The following is a 21,027-nucleotide window of genomic DNA, read 5'->3' as shown; positions in this document are numbered from 1 at the left end:
TGCTTTGATCATGGAATCATCCCGACATCTTTTTGAAAATATTGCTAAAAATGAGGTAGAGAAATATGAACAAACCATTAATTATCGGTGTTGCTGGTGGAACAGCCTCTGGAAAATCGAGTGTGTCTCGTATTTTATATGATGCATTCTCAGATCGCACGATTACGTTATTACGACAAGATGATTATTACAACGATCAAAGTCATATGACTATGGAAGAACGCGTGAAAACAAACTATGATCATCCGTTATCAATGGATAATGAATTATTAGTGAAACACTTAAAGAAATTAATGTTAGGTTATTCAATTGAGAAGCCAGTTTATGATTACACACAACATACAAGAAGTGAAGAAACAGAAAAAATTGAACCAACTAAAATTATTATTGTTGAAGGATTATTCGTCTTAGAAGATGTGAAAATCCGTGAATTATTAGATATTAAAATTTTCGTTGAAAGTGATGATGATATTCGCTTCATTCGCCGTTTACTTCGCGATACAACAGAGCGTGGTCGTACGATTGATTCAGTCATCTCTCAATATATTGAATCAGTAAAGCCAATGCATGAGGAGTTTGTTGAACCAACGAAAAAATATGCAGATATCATTGTTCCGGATGGAAAAACAAATACCGTTGCTCTGGATTTATTAATTACAAAAATTAATAGTATTTTAAACGCGTAATCAATCTAAATATAGGACTTGAAGTAAGGCTTGCTGCCTTACTTTTTATCTCTTTAGCGTTTTTAATTTTGATAATTTTTAAAAAATAGAATAAGTTATCCTAAAAATGGAATACTAAAAGAAGATGTACTGAATTAGGAACCATTCACTTTTAGTGGATTAATGGCATAATGTTTACTAAACGATTAAGTTCATGTATAATATATAGTTGAAATTATCAATCTTATTGGTTTCAATTGATTCGGAGGAATTTTTAATGAAAGAAAAACAACAACATTTAACCCTAGAAGGGATTAAAAAGTTTCAAGATGAATTAGATCACTTAACGCAAGTGCGTATGGAAGAAATTAAAGTTAAGTTACAAGAAGCTCGCGCACAAGGGGACCTTTCTGAAAATGCTGAATATGATGCAGCACGTGAAGAACAAGCAATGGTTTATGAGCGCATTCAAGAATTACAATACATTTTAAAAAATGCTGTTGTTATTGAATCAGATGAAGGAAGTGACGTTATTACCATCGGTTCAACTGTAACTTACCGTGATGATGAAACAAATGAAGAATTAACTTATAAAATCGTAGGTAGTGCAGAGGCAAACCCATTTGACTCAAAAATCTCAAACGAATCTCCAATTGCTCAAGCTTTAATGGGGAAACGTCAGGGTGAGACTGCAATGGTCTCTACACCAAAAGGTGTTGTAACAGTTGCTATTGTAAATGTTCAATAATTTTGAGCTGCCCACAAGCAGCTCTTTTTTCAAATTAATTAATTAAAAAAGGTGGTCTGAATCATGACAGTTGCAATTATTGGCGCAATGGAGGAAGAAGTAACATTATTACGTGAAGCAATGGAAGTTGAAGAAGTTAAAACAATTGCTCACGTTGAATTTACAAAAGGAAAGTTAAATGGAAAAGATGTCGTTTTATTAAAAAGTGGAATTGGTAAAGTAAATGTTGCCATTGCAACGACATTATTATTTGAACACTATGCGATTGATTGTGTGATTAATACAGGATCAGCCGGTGGATTACACCCAGAAGCAAATATTGGAGATGTGGTCGTATCGAACGGAACATTATATCATGATGTTGATGTGACTGGATTTAATTATGCCTATGGGCAAGTACCAGGAATGCCTGCGATTTATGAACCAAATGCTGATTTAATGAGAAAAACAGAAGAAGTGTTAACGAAAGCAAATAAAACATACTGGTTAGGACAAATTGGAACGGGAGACTCATTTATCAATCGACCAGATCAAATGGAATTAATTAAAAAGAACTGTCCTTCGGTTGTTGCAATCGAAATGGAAGCAGCTGCAGTAGCACAAGTATGTCATCATTATGAGAAACCATTTATTATTGTACGTGCGTTATCAGACATTGCAGGAAAAGAATCACATATTTCATTTAATGAATTTTTAGCGGTTGCAGCAAAAGAATCTTCAGAAATGGTCACTGAATTAGTGTCTATGATTTAAGGTCATAAATAAACAATTGCAAATCATTTGCGATTGTTTTCTTTTTATCTATTTTAGATTAAATGATAGACTCATAGCTCATACTACAAATGAAAAGGAAATGGAGTGATTTTGGCATGATTGTTATCTTTGGTGGTTCCTTTAATCCTCCAACGATTGCGCATTATCAAATCGCAAACCATATTTTAAAACAAATTGATTGTGATAAGTTTTATTTTTTACCAGTTGGTGATCGCTATCCTAAAAAAGGATTAATTTCTTCAGTTCATCGTGTAGCCATGTTAAAATTAGTTTGTGAGCATTTAACGAATACCTTTGTTTCAACCATAGAAGTTGAGGCAAAGAAAGTTCTAACGACCTTTGAGACGTTAACGCTTGTGAAGAGTCAATATCCTAATGAAGAGATTGCGTTTGTCATTGGAGCTGATAATTTAGAAGATTTACCGAATTGGGTTCAATATGAACAACTCATTCAAAACTATAAATTAATTGTCTTTCGACGTGATGACATTGACGTTGATGAAATTATCCATCGACAATTTAAAACATTTGAGCACCAATTTATTCTTTTAGATTCATTTGAGAAAATGAATGTTTCATCAACGGAGTATCGAGAAAATCTTGATCGCTCTGATTTAGTATTAAATTGTGTGGATCAATATGTTCAACAACATCAATTATATGGAAGAGGTGAATAATCCATGTTTCATAATGGATTTTTAAAAGTTGCGACATCATCACCAAAAGTTTCAGTCGGAGATCCGATTGCAAATGTAGAAGTGATGTTAAAGTCATTAAAAGTGGCTCAAGATCATCAGGCAGGCGTTCTTGTTTTTCCTGAATTATCGATTTGTGGTTATACGTGTGGTGATTTATTATTCCAAACGTATTTATTACAAGATGTTAAAAAAGCCATTGAAATTTTATTAGAGCGTAATCCATTTGATGGAGTCTTTACGGTTGGTGCACCGATTGCGATTCATCGTAATTTATATAACTGTGCAATCGTGATTCAAAAAGATAAAATTTTAGGAATTATTCCAAAATATTATCTTCCAAATGATATGGAGTTTTATGAAGAGCGTTGGTTTACACGCGGATATGAAATTGTAAAGCATTATGAGGAGATTGAGTTCTTAGGACGTAAAGTTCCATTTGGAGATTTAATTTTCGATAACTATACGTATGATCTTTCATTTGGAGTTGAGATTTGCCAAGATTTATGGGTCCCTTCTTCTCCAAGTCAACGTTTAGCATTAAATGGTGCAGATATTATTTTAAATTTATCAACAAGTAATGAAGTTTACCAAAAAAGCCGTATGCGTCGTGATTTAGTGCGCATTCAAAGTTCAAAATTAGTAGCGGGATATATTTACTGTTCATCAGGTGTTTATGAATCAACGACTGATGGCGTATTTGGTGGACATAGCTTAATTTCACAAAATGGGACGTTATTAGCGGAATCTGATATGTTCTCTCGTGAAGAACTGAATGTCATGTTTGCCGATTTAGATATTTCTAAAATTCAATTTGACCGTCGTCGTTCTTCTGCTTTTAGACAAAGTGCAGAAGATAATATGGATTTTTTACAACATGTTTCGTTCGATTTAGTAGAAAATCAAAATTATACGTTTGAACAGCCACTTGATCCGACGCCATTTGTTCCAAAGTCAGAGGAAAAAGAAGCGTTTGAAGAAATGATGAACATTCAAATGGCAGGATTAGCTAAACGTATTGAGCACACGGGTGCACAAACGATTTTAATTGGAGTGTCAGGAGGATTAGATTCAACTTTAGCGTTATTATTAGCGGCTAAAACATTCGACTTAATCAATATGCCACGCAAAAATATTATCGCTTATACGATTCGTGGATTTGGAACGTCTAATCGTACGAATACGAATGCAAATAACTTAATGAAAACTTTAGGTGTGACACATCATGATATTGATTTGCGTGAATCGGTTTTAGCACATTTTGAAACCATTGGACATGATCCAAATGTAGTCGATGTGACTTATGAAAATGCCCAAGCGCGTGAACGTACGAATATTTTAATGAACTTAGCTAATAAAATGAATGGACTCGTTCTTGGAACAGGAAATATGTCTGAGTTAGCACTGGGATGGTGTACATACAACGGTGATCAAATGTCAATGTATGCTATTAATGCTGGAATTCCAAAAACACTTGTTAAGTTTATGGTCAAACAATTTATGTTACGTGAGTCCCAAGCTTTAACAGCAAATGAGGAAGATGCAAAATTGTTACAGTATACGCTAGGTGATGTTTTAGATACACCAATTTCACCAGAGTTAATTAATACGGAACAACATACAGAAGAAATCATTGGTAAATATGAAATCCATGATTTTATCTTATACCATATGTTAAACAATGGGGATACCGAAGATCGTATTTATGCTTTAATGAAAGAGGCGTTTAAAGGGGAGTTCGAAGAGGAAAAATTATTAGAATATTTACAAATTTTCTATCGTCGTTTCTACTCACAACAATTTAAACGTTCAGCGATGCCAGATGGACCAAAAGTGTTAGATATTTCACTTTCACCACGTACAGATTGGCGTATGCCATCAGATGCAAATTATCGACGTCGTTTATAAGTCAAAGTAAAAAAGGGGATGAACATCCCCTTTTTGTCTGTTAGCTTTTAATAAATTCTCGATATAGTTTCATTAACGCACGTTTTTCAATTCGAGAAACATAACTGCGAGAAATACCATACGATTTTGCAATTTCTTGCTGCGTCTCTTCCTCATGATTTCCAAGTCCAAATCGTCGAATAATAATATCACGTTCTCGTTCAGTGAGCGCATTAAGGTTTTTTTCAATTTTTTCAATGGCAAGTTGTTGGATAATCACATCATTTAAATCTTTCTCTTCATCTCTCACTACATCAATAAGGCAAATTTCATTTCCCTCTTTATCAAATCCAATGGGATCATATAAAGAGACGTCATTTCTCATTTTTTTAGTGGAGCGAAATAACATCAAAATTTCATTATCGATACATCGTGCCGCATAGGTTGCTAGTTTGGTTCCTTTATCCGGAGAAAATGAATCAATCGCTTTAATCAGTCCAATCGTTCCAATAGAGATTAAATCTTCTTTATCATCGCTTTGATTTTGATATTTTTTGACGATGTGTGCGACGAGTCGTAAATTATGTTCAATTAACTTCTCACGAGCTCCTTTATCTCCTTGTGCCATTTGATTGAGGTAATATTCTTCTTCTTCAGGAGTTAGGGGATCTGGAAAGGCTTGATTATTAATGGCACCAACGAGTGGAATCAGATTAGAGAAGAGTGAGGCGATAAATTGAAATAAAAACATAGGTTAAAATCCTCCCTCATAAATCGACTTAGTAGATTATATGCGCAACTTCGTGTCGATAGACTTAAAACTATAGTGAATTTATGATAAAATGAAATGAATACGTAGAAAAATGAAGTTCATTGATGAACATCACTTTAAAGTTGGAAAGGGGAGATTGTGTTGATCCATCATTTCGTAGCTGATGAATATGTTAAAAATGTTTTTCAAATTGATTTAGAAAAATTAAAAACTAACGGAAAACGTGTGATTTTAACTGATCTAGACAATACGTTAGTGGGTGCAGCGGTAAAGGCGCCGACACCAGAAGTCATCGAATTTTTAAATCGCGCAAAAGAATTAGGATTTGAAGTGATCATCGTTTCAAATAATAATAAAGAGCGTGTCTCTTATTTTGCCAAAGATTTATCGATTAAAGCGGCTCATCATAAAGCATTAAAGCCATTAAAGTTAAAATTACGTAAAATTTTAAAACAGTATCATCGTTCTGAAGTTATTATGATTGGCGATCAATTAATGACGGATGTTTTAGTTGCTAAACGTTTAGGGTTATATACGATTTTAGTTGAACCGATTCATTTACATTCAGATGAAAATTCAACAAAGTTTAATCGTCGTTTAGAGCGCTTTGTCGTGAAACAATTAAAAAAACGTCAATTACCAACTCCACCATACTTAGATTAATATAGAGGAGGCCCTCATGGAACAATTAAAATGTATTGGTTGTGGAGCAACCATTCAAACAGAAAATCCTAAAGAAATTGGATATACGCCAAAATCAAGCGTTGAGAAAATGGAAAATCAAATTATTTATTGCCAACGCTGTTTTAAATTAAAACATTATAATGAAGTACAAGATGTGTCTTTAACAAGTGACGATTTCTTAAAAATCTTACAACGTGTCGGAGAAACAGATGCATTAGTTATTAATATCGTGGATATTTTTGATTTTTCTGGAAGTATGGTCGCTGGAATTTCACGACACATCAATGGGAATGATATTTTATTAGTTGGAAATAAAGTTGATTTATTACCGAAATCAGTTAATAAAACGAAATTAAATCATTGGATGCGACGTTCATTAAAAGAGATGGGATTAAAACCATTAGATGTTGCTTTAGTAAGTGCGGCTAAAGGTTTAGGAATCGACGAATTAATGGAAATGATTGAGAAGTATCGTAAAGGTCGTGACGTTTATATTGTTGGATGTACAAACGTTGGAAAATCAACATTAGTCAACCGTATTATTAAACGTTTTACAGAGGAGCGTGAAGATATTATCACAACGTCTCACTTCCCTGGAACAACATTAGATATTATTGAGATTCCATTAGATGATGATACAGCCATTATTGATACACCAGGAATTATTAATGATCATCAATTAGCTCATTATGTGACGCCAAAAGTATTAAAAGAAATTACACCGAAAAAAGAAATCAAAGCAGGAGTTTATCAATTAAATCCTGAGCAGACCTTATATATCGGTGGATTAGCTCGTATGGACTTTGTGAAGGGAGAACGCACTTCATTTATCACGCATTTCTCGAATGCCTTACATATTCACCGTACAAAGTTAGAAAAGGCAGATCAATTATGGCAAACACAAGCCGGTCAAGTGTTAAAGCCAATCGTTGAAGAAAATGGTCAACCGATGGCTATGGAAAAACATGTGTATCGTATTGGAAAAGAAAAAACAGATGTCGTGATTTCAGGATTAGGTTGGATTACCTTAGTCGGGACAGGCCAAGAAATTACGGTTCATGCACCAAAAGGTGTGGGTGTTTTAGTTCGTCCATCATTAATTTAAGTGGTGTCACTTGTGGTAAACTTGACAAAAGTTATCAAATATGACACAATTCAGGTTCGATGACATCTTAATGTCTTGGACCTAATCAATCAATGAAGATCAACTGGTCAACTAAAGGAACGATCAACAACTGCTCTCAACAAGAAGAGCTTAAATATGAAAACCAGTTAGAGGTGGAGCAATTATGTTAACAGGTAAACAAAAAAGTTATTTAAAAGGATTAGCACATACGATGCAACCGATTATTCAAGTTGGAAAAAATGGGGTTAATGATGCGTTAATCAAAACGGTTTATGATGCATTAGAAGCGCGCGAATTAATTAAAGTTTCAATTTTACAAAACTGCTTTGAAGAACCGAAAGCGATTGCAGCAGAAATTGCTGAAGTCATTAATGCTGAGGTGATTCAAGTCATTGGGAAAACAATTGTTTTCTACAAAGAATCAAGCAAGAAAAAACAAATCGTTTTACCGAAATAGTGAAGATGAATTTAGAAACGTTAAAATCACAAGTTAAAGACCAGTTGCCGAGCAAGCGTTATGATCATACGCTAGGTGTTGTCGCTACAAGTGAGCAACTAGCGAAGCGTTATAATACCTCAGTTGAATCGGCACAAATCGCCGCTTTATTGCATGATATTGCAAAGTATTTACCTAATGACCTTTTAAAAGAAAAATTAGAGTCTGCGAAGGAGACCGATTATCTCAACTATAGCCCATTAGTGTGGCATGCACCAGTGGGTGCGATTGTCGCAAAAGAAACGTATCAAATTAAAGATTCGGATATTTTAAATGCAATTAAATATCATACAACCGGTAAAGCAGCTATGACGACTCTTGAAAAAATTGTGTTTTTAGCCGATTATATTGAACCGAATCGGACGCAACCAGGAGTTGAAGAGATTCGTGAGCTGGCAACGAAAGATTTAGACGTTGCTGTTGCACAAACACTTGCTAATACTGTTGCTTATTTAAGTAGCAAAGGGAAGGGCGATATTCATCCGGACACGTTAGCCGCGTATGAATACTACCGTCAATATTTATAATGGAGTTGATTTATTTGGAAAACTTAGCAAAATTCGTAAAATCTTTAGATGAAAAACATGCAGAAGATATCGTTGTTTTAGATATGCAAAACCATTCACCAATCTATGATTACATGATTATCACAACAGCTAAAAATGACCGTTTAGCTCAAGGGATCATTCGTGAATTAAAAGATTTAGAAGGAACAACAGATTTAACATTAAAACATATTGAAGGAGCACACCATGCGGAGTGGGTTTTAGCTGACTTTGGAACAATCGTTGTTCATGTCTTTACACCAGAAACTCGTTTAGAGTATAACTTAGAAAAATTATGGGCTGACGTTCCTCGTGTGAATATCGAAGGGATGTTAGTCTAATGGCATACGAAGCATTTTCATATTATTATGATATTTTAATGCAAGATGTTCCTTATCATAAATGGATTGCGAAAACAAAGCAATACTTACCGATTGGAAGTTCAATCTTAGATGTAGGATGTGGAACAGGAACAATTTCTATCCTTTTAGCAAAAGAAGGATATAACGTCACTGGAATCGACCTATCAGAAGATATGTTATCACTTGCTTATGAAAAAACATTATCAGAAGGCTTAGGGATTCATTATGTTCAACAAGATATGTGTCGTTTGGAAGGATTTAGTGGATTTGATGGAGCAGTTATTTACGTCGACTCATTAAATTACTTAAAAAAAGATACAGAAGTCTTTCAAACATTTAGACATCTTTATGAGAGTTTAAAAGAAGGTGGTATTTTAATCTTTGATGTTCACTCATTATTTAAAGTGACTGAAATCTTCCAAGATTATTTATACGCTGATACAAATCCAGATTTAACGTATATCTGGCATGTTTGTGAAGGAAAATATCCATACAGCATTGAACACGAATTAACATTCTTTAAACGTGAAGGAGAACGTTATGAGCGTTTCGAAGAAACACACTATCAACGTACCTTTGCAATTGAAGAGTACAAACAATGGCTAGAAGACATCGGATTCAAAATCTTAGAAATCTCAGCTGATTTCTTAGATGAAGCCCCAACAGAAGAATCAGAGCGTATCGTCTTCGTGGCTCAAAAATAGATAGTCATATCGATTAGATTAAAGTATTATCATAACAATTATTCAATTTAAATAATAATAAAAAAGCATCTTATATCCTTATCATAAAAGATTAAGCGATATGGGGTGCTTTTTTTGTTATGAAAACTAATCGTATCAACTAAAAAATAGAAAAGTTTTTATGTAGTGGTTCTCCATGAGTTGTTGTTATTTTAACGGTTGTATGTTTATTAGTATAAGAGCCATAAGGCTCTTTTTTAGGTTAAGTATATACTCACCCAATCTAGGCAATTAACATAAAATATCATATCTTTTGCGAAAGAAGTGATGGATGTGAAAATGTCAAGCCTTGATAAATTTATGTGTGGCGTTTCCGGCTTGTTACTCTTAGCTTTAACTTTAGTTTGTTTATTCTATACGTCAGATACAAAAACATTTGATCATGACCAGTTGGAGCAATTGAAAATACATCTTGAAGAAAAAAATTATGATTGGGATGAAATCCTAGAATAGAATCTAGGATTTTTTTTATGTCGTACTTAATATTAAACGCTGTTAAAGAAAAAAGGAATTGAACGGTAATTGACGTAAGTTAAAATGAGGTGATACTCATGAAAAAGCAAGTAATTATTATTGCATTAGCTTCGTTAATCATGATGACGATTTTTTATTTGAATCCATCTCCTTCTTCTGTTGATTCAGTTTCATTAGATCGTTATGTAGAAAATGAATACGAAGTGACTGAAATAGAAGGGAGAGAAAACGTTGAAGAACAAGTCAAGCATTATATCGTGGATGTTAAAGGTCAAGTTAGATTTCCTGGTGTGTATGAGGTTGAAGAGCATTTACGAGTGCATGATGTGATTCAATTAGCTGGAGGTTTTTTAGAGATGGCTAATGAAACAGCCATTAATTTGGCACAAAAAATTAGTGATGAAATGGTTATCTATGTGCCGCATCTAGATGAAGAAATAAATAATACTTCAACTGATGCATGGAGTCCTTCGCAAGATGAGAAAAGAATCTCTCTTAATCAAGCAACGACGGGAGATCTTGAAACACTACCGGGTATTGGTCCTTCTAAAGCGGCAGCTATTATTAAATATCGCGAGGAAGTTGGCGCGTTTCAATCGATTGATGAGTTAACGAATGTGAGTGGAATTGGCGAAAAGACATTAGAAAAGTTGCGTGATTCGCTTGAGCTTTAAATTTCGGCAACATGTGATTTATATTGTTTTAAGTATCATTGTCGGATTACTCATAAAGGAGGGCGTTTTTGTCCTACTTTTAATGGGTTTTGTCTACTTTAAACGATTTCCTAAGACATACTGGATTTATTTCCTCATCAGTCTCATATCTATGATTTACATTGATGTTGCTTTGACATCCCTTCAAGTTAAAGGTGATGATTCGATTTATATAGATCAAGCAAAAGTAATTGAAGTGAAAAAGCAAACTGAAGAGAAGCAAACAGCTAAAGTACAAACCGAAGCGGGTCTTTATTATTTAACCCTTGCCCATTCAACGCCACGATTAATGCCAGGTGATTGGATTGAAGTGAATGCTGAAGCTTCTAAGGTGACTAATCCGACGGTTCCTCATGCCTTTAACTTTAAACAGTATTTACAATCTAATGGAATGAAAGGAACCATCTATCTCTCTTCCACGCGTGTGATTCATCAAGAGTGGTCGATTAGGGCCTATCAGTTTCAATTAGTCAATTGGATCAAAGAACATTATCCCCCTTTAACAGCTACTTATCTTCAATCTTGGTTTTTAGGAGTCCGAAATGACTTATCTGAAGACATCAGTGACAGTTATGCGACCCTTGGCATTATTCATTTGTTTGCGGTCAGTGGATTACATGTTGGGTTATTAGCAGGGATTGTCAGTTATCTGCTCAAGCGTTTGGGAGTGATACAAGAATTAGCCGATTTAATGGTAGTGACGTTACTTTTTTGTTTCATGATGATTAGTGGAGCAAGTCCATCGATTGTCAGAGCAGCCAGTATGGCAATTCTAGCAAAGATTAATTCAAGATTTAAATGGAATCTTTCTTCACTCGATATTTTCTCTATCGTCTTTTTAATCAATTTCGTTGCTTTTCCACTACAAGTGTATCAAATCGGTTTTATTTATTCTTACTGGTTAACGTTTTGTTTAATTATATGCCAGTCAGTTATTAAGCCCCTTTCACCCAAGGTCACTTTTTTTATCATCCCCTTTTTAGCTCAACTTGCGATCTTACCAATTCAAATTTCGCAAGATTATTCTATTAATCTGTTAAGTTACGTGTCTAATTTAGTTTTAATTCCAGTTGTCACGACTCTTTTGATTCCTTGCCTATTGATAACGCTAGTGATTCCACCATTTGCTTTAATTACAGAAAAAATCTTAAGTGTCTTTGAACAGGTCATCCTTGTAGCGGGAAAGTACTTGGATCTTCGTTGGGTCATTGGGAGTCTTAATTTATCAATGGTCATTTTAATGATTTTATTGCTCTTTTTAGCAGGTTGGTTCGTTGAAAAAAATAGTCACTCTAAAAAATGGATGATTGTTTTGGTGTCAACCTTTGTTCTTTTAGAGATAGTCAGAGGTGCCAAACCGACAAGTAAAGTTACCTTTTTAGATGTTGGACAAGGCGACAGTACGATTATTCAATCCCCCTATCAACGTTGTACGATTGTTGTTGACACAGGAGGAAAAGTTTCGTTCATAGGTGAGAAGACTTCCATTTTTAATCAGACATTAGAGCTGTATTTGTTAGGGGAAGGGATTAGAGCGATTGACTATTTAATCTTATCTCATGGTGATGTTGATCACATTGGAGAAGCTACTTCATTAATGGAAACGTTCAATGTTAAACATTTAGTTGTCCCTAAGCATTCAGAGAGTGAACAGTTAAAGGACGTCATTAAATTAGCTAAACAATTAAATGTGAATGTTTTAACACCCAAAACGAATGATACATTAACTTGTGGAAATCAAACATTAACCTTTTTACAACCTGATGAGAAGCAAGCTAATGAAAACGATCAATCACTTGTATTGACAGTTGACATTTCTGATTTAACTGTTTTATTAACAGGAGATATTAGTACAGAAGTGGAGGCAGATATTCTTTCACAGTATCCAGGATTAAAACTAGATGTTTATAAAGCGGCACATCATGGTTCAAACACCTCAAATTCATTATTCTTTCTAGAACAACTCGCGCCCTCTATTAGTGTCGTTTCCAGTGGAAAAAATAATCGCTATGGCCATCCTAGCCAGGAATTTTTATCGACCTTATCAACATTAAACATTCCACTCCTTAATACGCAGGTTGATGGAACGATTCAATTTGAAATGAAGAGAGGTAAAACTTTAGTTCATCGATTTCATTGATTATTTTATTTAAAAATTAAAAAATTAGATAATACTCTAAATATCTCGTTTTATAACAATGGTAGCTCAATGAATCCATAAAAAAGCAACCATTCTCGTCATGATTGAAAAGAACTTACGGTCATCTTGTTTGAAGAATTTGTTTTATGTTAAAATAAGAGTGAGGTGAAGCCATGGCGATTTATACAATCCTCGGCGAACAAACAGTTTTGTGCGAGAAAAAAATTAATGATTTATTAACGAAACATCAAATTGAATCATTCGATGTGGTGTCCTATGACATGAAAGAAGCGACCATTCAAGAAGCACTTTTTGATTTACAAACAGTCGCCTTCTTAAGTAATAAAAAAGCGGTGATCGTTCGTAACCCATCCTTTTTAACGGGGAAGGAGGGGAAGGGAGATCCCGCACATGATTTAAATGCTTTTATAAATTTTTTAGAACATCCTGTGACAGAAAATATCCTCATTGTTTATGCTCCTTATGAAAAACTCGATGAACGTAAAAAAGTAGTAAAGATTTTAAGGAAGCAATCAGAAGTGTTTACATTTGAAACTTATTCAGAGCAATCGCTCAAACAGTGGGCAGAGAAGAAGTTAAAAGCTGAAGGAATTGAATGTCATCCAAAAGCCATAGAATTATTGATTAAATTGACCCATGCTAAAATTGATGTGCTGTACCATGAAATTGAGAAGATTTATCTTTATTTCATTGATCAACCATCAAAAATTTTATCAGTAGAAGTCGTTGAGTTGTTAGTGGCCCGTCAATTAGAAGATAACGTCTTTTTACTAACAGATGCACTGGTTCAACGTAAGATTAAAGAGGCTTATCTCATCTATGAAGATTTAATGACACAAAATGAAGAGCCATTTAAGTTACTCATTTTAATTGCGAATCAATTTCGATTAATGTCTCAAGTGATTGGGCTAAGTAAACAAGGCTATCGTGAGACTGATATTGCAAAAACACTTAATGTGCATCCGTATCGTGTGAAGTTAATTCATGGACAATCCCATCGTTTTGAACAAGAGACGATTGCAAAGTATTTATATCAATTAGCGGATATTGATTATAAGATTAAATCTGGTGTACTACAAAAAGAGTTAGCACTAGAGATGTTTATCCTAAATTTATAAGATGAGCGTATTAGCTCATCTTTTTTGGTTGTCTAGAGTTGGAAGTAAAGTTTATGGATATTCTAAGTGACAAGCGTCATGATAATAAAGGCGTTGATCATGTAGAAGTGACATCGATTTGAAAAGGCTTTTGAAAATTTTTCATAATTTTAAGTCAAATTTCGATACAGGAACTCTTATTTTGTTGTATAATATTTCAGTATGAAATTTTAAATTTACCAGACAGAGGTGCCTATATGAATATTAAAAATATTGCCATTATTGCCCACGTCGATCACGGTAAAACGACGTTAGTCGATCAGTTATTACGTCAAGCGGGAACATTCCGTGAAAATGAAGCAGTAGCTGACCGTGTCATGGACTCTAACGATTTAGAGCGTGAGCGTGGAATTACGATTTTAGCGAAAAATACTGCGATTGATTATAAAGATTATCGTATTAACATTTTAGATACACCAGGACATGCTGACTTCGCGGGAGAAGTTGAACGTATTATGAACATGGTAGATGGTGTTTTATTAGTTGTTGATGCTTACGAAGGAACAATGCCTCAGACTCGTTTCGTATTAAAGAAAGCATTAGAGCAAAAATTAACACCAATCGTGGTGGTTAATAAAATTGACCGTCCAGCTGCAAGACCTGAAGAAGTTGTTGATGAAGTATTAGAATTATTCATCGAATTAGGAGCTGACGACGATCAATTAGAATTCCCTGTTGTTTATTGTTCAGCATTAAACGGAACAGCAAGCTTAAGCTCTGATCCAGCTGATCAAGAAGAAAACATGGAAGCAATCTTCGAATCAATTTTAGAAAACATTCCGGATCCAGGAATGGATCCAAATGGAACATTACAATTCCAACCAGCTTTATTAGACTATAATGATTATGTTGGACGTATTGGGATTGGACGTATCGTTCGAGGAACAATCAATGTTAACCAAATGGTTTCAATCTGTCGTTTAGATGGATCAACGCAACAATTCCGTATCACAAAATTATTTGGATTCTTAGGATTAAAGCGTGTTGAAATTGAATCAGCACAAGCTGGAGATATCGTTGCAATCGCTGGTTTACCAGATATCAACGTTGGGGAAACGGTTTGTGAAATCGGTAAAGAAGAAGCGTTACCAATCTTACACATTGATGAACCAACATTAAAAATGACATTCTCAACAAACTCTTCTCCATTCTCAGGACAAGAAGGAAAACACGTGACAGCATCTAAAATTGATGAACGTTTATACAAAGAAATTCAACGTGACGTTTCATTATTAGTTGAACGTGTTGGAACAAAAGAAGAGTGGGTTGTTTCAGGACGTGGAGAACTTCACTTATCAATCTTACTTGAAAACATGCGCCGTGAAGGATTCGAATTAGAAGTTTCTAAACCAGAAGTTATCATTCGTGAAATCGATGGTGTATTATGTGAACCATATGAGTATGTTCAAATCGAAGCACCTGAAGAACATGTTGGAAGTGTCATTGAAGCGATGGGATACCGTAAAGGTCAATTACAAAATATGATTCATAACGAAAATGGACAAGTTCGTTTAATTTATGATGTACCATCTCGTGCTTTAATCGGATTCATGACAGAATTCTTAACATTAACAAAAGGTTACGGAATCATCAACCATACATTCTCTGAATACCGCCCAATGGAAAAAGGATCAGTTGGAGAACGTAAAAATGGTGCTTTAGTTTCTATGGAAAATGGAAAAGCAACAAACTACGGTTTAATGGGATTAGAAGATCGCGGAATCATGTTCATTGAACCAGGAGCTCCTGTTTACGAAGGAATGATCGTTGGTGAAAACAACAAAGATTTAGACTTAGCAGTCAATGTTACACGTGCAAAACAATTAACAAACTGCCGTTCAGCGGGTAAAGATAATACAGTTGTATTAAAGAAACCACGTCTAATCACATTAGAGTATGCCTTAGAATATATTAATGAAGACGAATTAGTAGAAATTACTCCTACATCAGTTCGCTTACGTAAGAAAATTTTAGATACAAATGAGCGTAAAAAATTCGATAAACGTAAAAATACGCTGATCAATAATTATTTTTTAACTCAATCGATGAAGAAAATCCTTCTTCATTGATTGAGTTTTTTTATTTTTAACTTGAGTTATAAGGAGGTTATTAGAAAAAGGTTTTGAATGTGATGAAGAATTAAATTAGAAAGGCACATAGCTTTATAGAAGAGGAAAATAGGCGTCACTAAAAATGATTTTTCATTTTAAGTGAGGATTTGTATAAATTGTTGAGCATCTCAAACAATAAGGAGTGAAACTCATCTTAAAAAATGTAAAAATTGATTAAAAAAAGGTATATTTTTGGCTGATATAATATTGACAAAATCACGAATCATATTATAATAGAAGAGGTTTATTATAAGTAAACAAATTGTTTATTTATTTAATAGAAATTTGAGGTGTGATTATGATTATAGGAGAAAAAATAAGGCGCCTAAGAATGGAACTTCAATTAACTCAAGAAGAGTTAGCTGATCGTACTGAATTAACTAAAGGATATATTTCTCAAGTAGAACGTGATTTAGCTTCTCCATCCATTGCAACACTTGTTGACATTTTAGAAGCTTTAGGAACAACATTGGGTGAATTTTTCTCAGATGAAAAATCAGATGAAAAGATTGTTTTTAAACAGGACGATGTTTTTATAAAAGAAGAACCAGATTATAATATGACCATTCGTTGGATTATTCCTAATGCCCAAAAAAATGAAATGGAGCCTATCATTATTGATCTCGAACCTGGAGGGATGTCTTACGATGATGAGCCACATCACGGAGAAGAGTTCGGTTATGTTTTAAAAGGTGAGGTAGAACTTGTTTTAGGTGCCAAAAGATATAAAGTTAAAAAAGGTGAGAGCTTTTATTATAAAGCGGATGTGGATCATAAATTAAAAAACAATTCAAAAGTGCCCGCATCTGTTCTTTGGGTTGCAACACCCCCAACATTCTAGCATTATTTAAGGAGGGTCAAGTATGACTAAAGTACCATTAATTGAAATCAAAAACTTAACTAAAGAATACGATGGGGATATCGTTTTAAAAGGGATTGACTTAACCATTCATGAGAATGAGTTTGTGACATTACTTGGGCCATCTGGGTGTGGGAAAACAACATTATTACGTATTATTGGTGGATTCGATACACCAACATCGGGTGAAGTTGAATTCAACGGAAAAGATTTAATTCAAATCCCATCGTATAAGCGCGAGATTAATACGGTCTTCCAAAAATATGCCCTTTTTCCGCATTTAAATGTGTTTGATAATATCGCGTTTGGTTTACGTATGAAAAACGTCCCTGAAGCAGAGGTGACAGAACGTGTAAACCGCATGTTAAAAATGATTAAACTTACTGATTATGCCAAACGAAGTATTGATTCATTATCAGGTGGACAACAACAACGTATTGCCATTGCTCGTGCATTAGTTAATCGCCCTAAAGTTTTATTATTAGATGAACCTCTAGGTGCATTAGATTTAAAATTACGTCAAGATATGCAATATGAATTAAAAGAGATTCAACGTGAAATGGGAATTACATTCATTTTCGTAACTCATGATCAAGAAGAAGCTTTAACGATGTCAGATACGATTGTTGTTTTAAATGATGGATTAATTCAACAAATTGGAACACCAGTCGATATTTACAACGAACCACGTAACCGATTTGTTGCTAACTTTATTGGTGAAAGTAACATTGTCAATGCAACGATGATTGAAGATTATAAAGTTGAGTTTGAAGGACATATCTTTGAGTGTGTCGATCGTGGGTATAACCCAAATGAGACGGTTGAAGTGGTCATTCGTCCAGAAGATTTACAAATTGTTTCGAAAGAAAATGGAGCCTTTACTGGAATCGTCGATAGTGTTATTTTTAAAGGCGTTCACTATGAAATTATTGTGATGGTAGAAGGCCGCGAATATATTGTTCACAGTACACAAAGTGCTGAAGTCGGAGTAGAAGTAGGGATGACAGTTGCACCGGCAGATATTCATGTTATGGAAGTTGGTGTTTAGTTATGCATGAATCAACAAAGCGTTTAAGTTATCCATATATCATCTGGATTTCTATTATGATCATTGTTCCAATGTTACTGATTTTCTTATATAGTATCATTGATCCAAGTGATGGAAATCCGCTGGCTTTTCGTTTTACATTAGATAATTATATTAAATTTTTTAACCCAATTTATATGGCGACATTAGCACGTTCATTATGGATTGCGTTAATCTCAACTATTTTTTGTTTACTTTTTGGATATCCGTTAGCATGGGTGATTTCGCAATGCTCACTTAAACGTCAATCTTCATTGCTTTTATTATTCATTATGCCTATGTGGATTAATATGTTACTTCGTACATATGCATGGATTTCAATTTTAGGGAAAAATGGAATTTTAAATAATATTTTAGAGTTCTTTAATATTGCTCCAATCGATATTATGTACACGGATTTTGCCATTGTGTTAGGGATGGTTTACAATTTCTTACCATTCATGGTGTTACCAATTCATACAGCACTAACAAAAGTGGATAAAAATTTAATCTATGCTGCTCGTGATTTAGGAGCGAATAATCGACAAGTATTTACGCGTGTTGTTTTCCCATTAACGTTACCAGGTATTATTACAGGAGTAATAATGGTATTTTTACCTGCGGTAAGTACATTCGTTATCCCACAATTATTAGGGGGAGGACAGTACATGATGATTGGTAACTTGATTGAAAAACAATTCTTATTAACAGGGAATTGGTATTTTGGATCTGCGTTATCAATGATTTTAATGATCTTTATCTTACTTTCTATCTGGTTAATGAAACGATTTGATTCAGATGGACAAGCAGGAGGTGCACTACCTTGGTAAATAAATGGTTATCTAGATTTTATTTAGCAATCATGTTCTTATTCTTATATGCACCGATTGCTGTATTAATTGTTTTCTCGTTCAATGAATCGAAATCAAGTGGGAAATGGACAGGATTCTCTTTACAATGGTATGAAGAGTTATTCCAAGATAGTCAAATGCAAACGGCTGTCTTTTATACAGTAATCGTTGCTGTTTTAGCAACTGCTATTTCAACGGTTGTTGGAACATTCACTTCAATTGGTATTTATAAGTTAACAAAAAAAACAAAAGCATTTGTTTTAAATATTAACTATCTACCGGTTATTAGTCCGGATATTGTTTTAGCGGTAGCATTAATGATGTTATTTAAGACATTTAAAATGAACTTTGGATTTACAACGATGTTATTAGCTCATATTATGTTCTGTATTCCTTACGTTGTTTTATCAGTTTTACCACGTTTATATGCGATGAATCCAAATATGGCAGAAGCAGCTATGGACTTAGGAGCAACCCCAATGCAAGCGATCCGTAAGGTTGTGATTCCTGAAATTATGCCTGGTATTATGGCAGGGGCCTTAATGGCCTTTACGATGTCTATTGATGATTTCGTTATCAGTTATTTTACTGCCGGAAATGGAGTAACAAACTTATCTATTGAGGTTTATTCAATGGCTAAACGTGGGATTCGCCCAACGGTTAATGCGTTAGCAACGATTATGGTTAGCTTAATCCTAGTTTCCGTTTTAATTTCAAATAATTTAGCAATTAGAAAGAAAAAGGAGGTATAGTCATCTCATGAAAAGGATAATGATGATGTTTGTAGCCTCAGTTGTTTTACTTTTAACAGCATGTTCAGGTGATGCTCAAGAAAAGCTTTATGTTTATAATGTTGGTGAGTATATTGATCGTGAAGTATTAAAGATGTTTGAAGAAGAGTTTAATTGTAAAGTGGTCTATGAATTATACGATTCAAACGAAACGATGTATCAAAAAATTAAAGCAGGAGGAACAAACTACGATGTAGCCTTCCCTTCTGATTACATGGTTGAAAAAATGATTAAAGAAGGGTTAGTACTTCCTTTAGATTATAGTAAGATTCCTAACTTTCAATATATTAGTGATGAATATAAAAACCTTCCATATGATCCTGAAAATCTATACACAGTTCCATATTTCTGGGGAACTGTTGGGATTTTATATGATACAACGGTAGTAGATGAACCAGTGGATTCTTGGTCGATCTTATGGGATGAAAAATATAAAGGTAATATCTTTATGTATGATAGCCAACGTGATTCATTAATGGTCGCATTAAAGTTATTAGGTTACTCGATGAATACGCAAAATGTTGAGGAATTAGAAGAAGCGAAACAACTTTTAATTGAGCAACGTCCATTAGTATATGCTTATGTAACCGACCAAGTCATTGATAATATGATTGCAGGAAATGCAGCATTAGCTGTTGTTTATTCAGGAGACGCAACCTATATCATGGATGAGAATGAAGATATGGAGTATGTGATTCCTAAAGAAGGATCTAACATGTGGGTGGATGCAATGGTTATTCCATCAACCGCTCAAAATGTTGATCTAGCTCATGAATTTATTAACTTCATGCAACGTCCTGATATTGCTCAAATGAATACAGAATATGTCATGTATTCAACACCAAATACAGAAGTATTAGCAAATGTATCTGAAGATGAATGGACACAAAATGAAGCATATAGCCCATCACAAGAATTATTAGATTCTTTACCAATGGAGACCTTCCGCGATCCGGGAGAATTCATTAAAGAGTATGACGATATTTGGACACAAGTATTGGCTGCCTCTAAACGATAAATTTAAAATCCCTAAAACACATTGTTTTAGGGATTTTTTTGGAACTTTATCAAATAGTGTTGGTCATTGATTTGTAACCTATTTATTATGAATAACTTAACTGAAATCCTAGTGGTTAAGCCACTAGGATTTTTTCTTTTGGTTTGGTTAAGTTTTGAATCATGAGAATATGGAATTAATAGCCCATCAAAGGATAAAACCTACTTACAGAAAGGGGAGACTATTCCCTAGTAATTGTGGACTGCTTTACGAGTAAAACTTCTAGGGTCCCCACTCCCTTCTAGTGAAGGATTGGTTCATGTGATCTGAGTAGAAAGAGATCCGTTTTT

At 34.2% G+C, this 21,027-nt stretch carries 22 protein-coding genes; 21 read left to right on the top strand and 1 reads right to left on the bottom strand.

Features of this window, described 5'->3' with window-relative positions; all coding sequences use genetic code 11:
• Positions 1-65: 65 nt before the first annotated feature.
• The 5 genes from udk to AT726_RS00175 all read left to right on the top strand — a co-directional run bounded on the left by udk (position 66) and on the right by AT726_RS00175 (position 4,790).
• Positions 66-686, top strand: a complete 621-nt coding sequence (gene udk / locus AT726_RS00195; protein WP_055243222.1) for a uridine kinase — start codon at positions 66-68, stop codon at positions 684-686.
• 256 nt (positions 687-942) lie between these two features.
• A complete protein-coding gene (gene greA / locus AT726_RS00190) occupies positions 943-1,413 on the top strand; it encodes a transcription elongation factor GreA (protein WP_055243221.1) in 471 nt (156 codons plus the stop codon).
• 63 nt (positions 1,414-1,476) lie between these two features.
• On the top strand, positions 1,477-2,166 hold the full coding sequence (gene mtnN, locus AT726_RS00185) for a 5'-methylthioadenosine/S-adenosylhomocysteine nucleosidase (protein WP_055276510.1): 690 nt from the start codon (positions 1,477-1,479) through the stop codon (positions 2,164-2,166).
• An 89-nt stretch (positions 2,167-2,255) separates the two neighbouring features.
• Entirely contained in the window at positions 2,256-2,864 is a 609-nt protein-coding gene (gene nadD / locus AT726_RS00180; RefSeq protein WP_237297140.1) for a nicotinate (nicotinamide) nucleotide adenylyltransferase, read from the top strand.
• Positions 2,865-2,867: 3 nt separating this feature from the next.
• The gene (locus AT726_RS00175; RefSeq protein ID WP_068758772.1) at positions 2,868-4,790 is read left to right on the top strand and encodes an NAD(+) synthase; all 1,923 of its coding nucleotides are present in this window, start codon (positions 2,868-2,870) and stop codon (positions 4,788-4,790) included.
• Positions 4,791-4,830: 40 nt separating this feature from the next.
• Here AT726_RS00175 and sigK read toward each other — a convergent pair whose 3' ends face one another.
• A complete protein-coding gene (sigK, locus tag AT726_RS00170; RefSeq protein WP_068758771.1) occupies positions 4,831-5,520 on the bottom strand; it encodes an RNA polymerase sporulation sigma factor SigK in 690 nt (229 codons plus the stop codon).
• Positions 5,521-5,679: 159 nt separating this feature from the next.
• Between sigK and AT726_RS00165 the strand changes: the two genes are divergently transcribed.
• The 16 genes from AT726_RS00165 to AT726_RS00095 all read left to right on the top strand — a co-directional run bounded on the left by AT726_RS00165 (position 5,680) and on the right by AT726_RS00095 (position 20,698).
• Entirely contained in the window at positions 5,680-6,204 is a 525-nt protein-coding gene (locus tag AT726_RS00165) for a YqeG family HAD IIIA-type phosphatase (protein ID WP_237297139.1), read from the top strand.
• Between the two features lie 16 nt (positions 6,205-6,220).
• Complete coding sequence (gene yqeH, locus AT726_RS00160; protein WP_055243215.1) at positions 6,221-7,330, top strand: ribosome biogenesis GTPase YqeH; 1,110 nt, start codon at positions 6,221-6,223, stop codon at positions 7,328-7,330.
• A 184-nt stretch (positions 7,331-7,514) separates the two neighbouring features.
• Positions 7,515-7,808 carry a ribosome assembly RNA-binding protein YhbY gene (gene yhbY / locus AT726_RS00155; RefSeq protein WP_055243214.1) on the top strand — a complete coding sequence of 98 codons (294 nt, stop codon included), beginning with the start codon at positions 7,515-7,517 and terminating at the stop codon, positions 7,806-7,808.
• Between the two features lie 5 nt (positions 7,809-7,813).
• Positions 7,814-8,374, top strand: coding sequence for a bis(5'-nucleosyl)-tetraphosphatase (symmetrical) YqeK (gene yqeK, locus AT726_RS00150; protein ID WP_055276500.1), 561 nt, complete (start codon positions 7,814-7,816; stop codon positions 8,372-8,374).
• A 14-nt stretch (positions 8,375-8,388) separates the two neighbouring features.
• On the top strand, positions 8,389-8,733 hold the full coding sequence (gene rsfS, locus AT726_RS00145) for a ribosome silencing factor (protein WP_055243212.1): 345 nt from the start codon (positions 8,389-8,391) through the stop codon (positions 8,731-8,733).
• Positions 8,733-9,458 (top strand): class I SAM-dependent DNA methyltransferase, encoded by a 726-nt coding sequence (locus tag AT726_RS00140; protein WP_055243211.1) that lies wholly within the window; start codon positions 8,733-8,735, stop codon positions 9,456-9,458. Before rsfS ends, AT726_RS00140 begins: the two co-directional genes overlap by 1 nt.
• 306 nt (positions 9,459-9,764) lie before the next feature.
• Positions 9,765-9,950, top strand: coding sequence for a hypothetical protein (locus AT726_RS12775; protein WP_158508527.1), 186 nt, complete (start codon positions 9,765-9,767; stop codon positions 9,948-9,950).
• A gap of 98 nt (positions 9,951-10,048) precedes the next feature.
• A complete protein-coding gene (locus AT726_RS00135) occupies positions 10,049-10,645 on the top strand; it encodes a helix-hairpin-helix domain-containing protein (protein ID WP_068758770.1) in 597 nt (198 codons plus the stop codon).
• A gap of 82 nt (positions 10,646-10,727) precedes the next feature.
• Positions 10,728-12,824: a DNA internalization-related competence protein ComEC/Rec2 gene (locus tag AT726_RS00130; protein WP_068758769.1), complete on the top strand. Its 2,097-nt coding sequence runs from the start codon at positions 10,728-10,730 to the stop codon at positions 12,822-12,824.
• A 173-nt stretch (positions 12,825-12,997) separates the two neighbouring features.
• Positions 12,998-13,963, top strand: a complete 966-nt coding sequence (gene holA, locus AT726_RS00125; RefSeq protein WP_068758768.1) for a DNA polymerase III subunit delta — start codon at positions 12,998-13,000, stop codon at positions 13,961-13,963.
• 236 nt (positions 13,964-14,199) lie between these two features.
• Complete coding sequence (gene typA, locus AT726_RS00120; RefSeq protein WP_068758767.1) at positions 14,200-16,071, top strand: translational GTPase TypA; 1,872 nt, start codon at positions 14,200-14,202, stop codon at positions 16,069-16,071.
• Positions 16,072-16,411: 340 nt separating this feature from the next.
• Positions 16,412-16,954 carry a helix-turn-helix domain-containing protein gene (locus tag AT726_RS00115; protein WP_055276489.1) on the top strand — a complete coding sequence of 181 codons (543 nt, stop codon included), beginning with the start codon at positions 16,412-16,414 and terminating at the stop codon, positions 16,952-16,954.
• A gap of 22 nt (positions 16,955-16,976) precedes the next feature.
• Positions 16,977-18,020 carry a spermidine/putrescine ABC transporter ATP-binding protein gene (gene potA / locus AT726_RS00110; RefSeq protein ID WP_055276487.1) on the top strand — a complete coding sequence of 348 codons (1,044 nt, stop codon included), beginning with the start codon at positions 16,977-16,979 and terminating at the stop codon, positions 18,018-18,020.
• A 2-nt stretch (positions 18,021-18,022) separates the two neighbouring features.
• Positions 18,023-18,868 (top strand): ABC transporter permease, encoded by an 846-nt coding sequence (locus tag AT726_RS00105; RefSeq protein WP_055276485.1) that lies wholly within the window; start codon positions 18,023-18,025, stop codon positions 18,866-18,868.
• The gene (locus AT726_RS00100) at positions 18,862-19,641 is read left to right on the top strand and encodes an ABC transporter permease (RefSeq protein ID WP_144436929.1); all 780 of its coding nucleotides are present in this window, start codon (positions 18,862-18,864) and stop codon (positions 19,639-19,641) included. Before AT726_RS00105 ends, AT726_RS00100 begins: the two co-directional genes overlap by 7 nt.
• Before the next feature lie 7 nt (positions 19,642-19,648).
• Positions 19,649-20,698 carry an ABC transporter substrate-binding protein gene (locus AT726_RS00095; protein WP_068758766.1) on the top strand — a complete coding sequence of 350 codons (1,050 nt, stop codon included), beginning with the start codon at positions 19,649-19,651 and terminating at the stop codon, positions 20,696-20,698.
• The last annotated feature ends 329 nt before the right edge of the window (positions 20,699-21,027 follow it).

This window comes from Turicibacter sp. H121, from assembly GCF_001543345.1.
Taxonomy (GTDB): domain Bacteria; phylum Bacillota_I; class Bacilli_A; order MOL361; family Turicibacteraceae; genus Turicibacter; species Turicibacter bilis.
Note: the sequence above shows the minus strand (reverse complement) of the source record. Positions and strands in the feature narration are given on the sequence as shown.

Bases quoted from the DNA above. Each gene is read 5' to 3' on its own strand.
- greA (WP_055243221.1), top strand. From the start codon at position 943: ATGAAAGAAAAACAACAACATTTAACCCTAGAAGGGATTAAAAAGTTT.
- mtnN (WP_055276510.1), top strand. From the start codon at position 1,477: ATGACAGTTGCAATTATTGGCGCAATGGAGGAAGAAGTAACATTATTA.
- sigK (WP_068758771.1), bottom strand. From the start codon at position 5,520: ATGTTTTTATTTCAATTTATCGCCTCACTCTTCTCTAATCTGATTCCA.
- udk (WP_055243222.1), top strand. From the start codon at position 66: ATGAACAAACCATTAATTATCGGTGTTGCTGGTGGAACAGCCTCTGGA.
- yqeH (WP_055243215.1), top strand. From the start codon at position 6,221: ATGGAACAATTAAAATGTATTGGTTGTGGAGCAACCATTCAAACAGAA.
- AT726_RS00130 (WP_068758769.1), top strand. From the start codon at position 10,728: ATGGGTTTTGTCTACTTTAAACGATTTCCTAAGACATACTGGATTTAT.
- yqeK (WP_055276500.1), top strand. From the start codon at position 7,814: ATGAATTTAGAAACGTTAAAATCACAAGTTAAAGACCAGTTGCCGAGC.
- AT726_RS12775 (WP_158508527.1), top strand. From the start codon at position 9,765: ATGGATGTGAAAATGTCAAGCCTTGATAAATTTATGTGTGGCGTTTCC.
- holA (WP_068758768.1), top strand. From the start codon at position 12,998: ATGGCGATTTATACAATCCTCGGCGAACAAACAGTTTTGTGCGAGAAA.
- typA (WP_068758767.1), top strand. From the start codon at position 14,200: ATGAATATTAAAAATATTGCCATTATTGCCCACGTCGATCACGGTAAA.
- AT726_RS00140 (WP_055243211.1), top strand. From the start codon at position 8,733: ATGGCATACGAAGCATTTTCATATTATTATGATATTTTAATGCAAGAT.
- AT726_RS00175 (WP_068758772.1), top strand. From the start codon at position 2,868: ATGTTTCATAATGGATTTTTAAAAGTTGCGACATCATCACCAAAAGTT.
- nadD (WP_237297140.1), top strand. From the start codon at position 2,256: ATGAAAAGGAAATGGAGTGATTTTGGCATGATTGTTATCTTTGGTGGT.
- AT726_RS00095 (WP_068758766.1), top strand. From the start codon at position 19,649: ATGAAAAGGATAATGATGATGTTTGTAGCCTCAGTTGTTTTACTTTTA.
- AT726_RS00105 (WP_055276485.1), top strand. From the start codon at position 18,023: ATGCATGAATCAACAAAGCGTTTAAGTTATCCATATATCATCTGGATT.
- yhbY (WP_055243214.1), top strand. From the start codon at position 7,515: ATGTTAACAGGTAAACAAAAAAGTTATTTAAAAGGATTAGCACATACG.
- AT726_RS00115 (WP_055276489.1), top strand. From the start codon at position 16,412: ATGATTATAGGAGAAAAAATAAGGCGCCTAAGAATGGAACTTCAATTA.
- potA (WP_055276487.1), top strand. From the start codon at position 16,977: ATGACTAAAGTACCATTAATTGAAATCAAAAACTTAACTAAAGAATAC.
- AT726_RS00135 (WP_068758770.1), top strand. From the start codon at position 10,049: ATGAAAAAGCAAGTAATTATTATTGCATTAGCTTCGTTAATCATGATG.